This window comes from Aeromonas sp. 603079 (assembly GCF_049172135.1).
GTDB lineage: Bacteria > Pseudomonadota > Gammaproteobacteria > Enterobacterales > Aeromonadaceae > Aeromonas > Aeromonas veronii.
This window is the reverse complement of record NZ_JAAKPX010000050.1, coordinates 1-614: the sequence shown is the minus strand read 5'-3', so window position 1 is coordinate 614 and position 614 is coordinate 1. Positions and strand designations below refer to the sequence as shown.

Annotated in this window: 1 protein-coding gene; it reads right to left on the bottom strand. The window is 65.5% G+C overall.

Features of this window, described 5'->3' with window-relative positions:
- The coding region (locus tag G5287_RS20770; RefSeq protein ID WP_421231806.1) for a hypothetical protein at nt 1–587 on the bottom strand (587 nt) is incomplete at its 3' end.
- Nucleotides 588–614: the final 27 nt, after the last annotated feature.

The following is a 614-nucleotide window of genomic DNA, read 5'->3' as shown; positions in this document are numbered from 1 at the left end:
ACGGTGAAGGGCTTGTTGTCTGCCCCACCCTCGTCCGTGGTCCCCGCCACGTTGCCATTCACGACCCCGCTCCAGTCCGCCGGCAAGCTAAAGCCAGGTACGCCCGCTGTGCTCGCACCGCTCCAGCTGTAGCTGCCCGCCACCGCGCCAGCCACCCAGCCTGCCCCCATCAACGCACCTGCCGGCACACCGCTCAGGGTCACCGTCACACCGGTCACCTGCTCCGAACCATCCGCGTCGGTCGCAGTGACACCCAGCTGCGCCGCCAGCGATACCGCCACCGGTGCATCCGTTTCTGCCAGCACCAGGTTGGTGGCGCTGACACTGATATCCCCTTCCACTCCGATAGTGACCGTGCCACTGCTGTTGGCCGTGCCTTCATTGGTGGTCGCCACCACGGTGTAACTGATGGGCGCACCGGTGTTGTTCGCACTGCCCGACACCCCGGCCGTCGAATAGTCCGCCGGGAACACCAGCCCGAACGCCGGCGGCAATGCCCCCGCCACCACGTTCACTGTCAGGACGTTACCCACCAGGGTGCCACCCACTGCAGTGGTATTCGCAGGCAAATTGTTGAAGGTATACACCAGGCTGGTCCAGGTCTCTGACCCGTC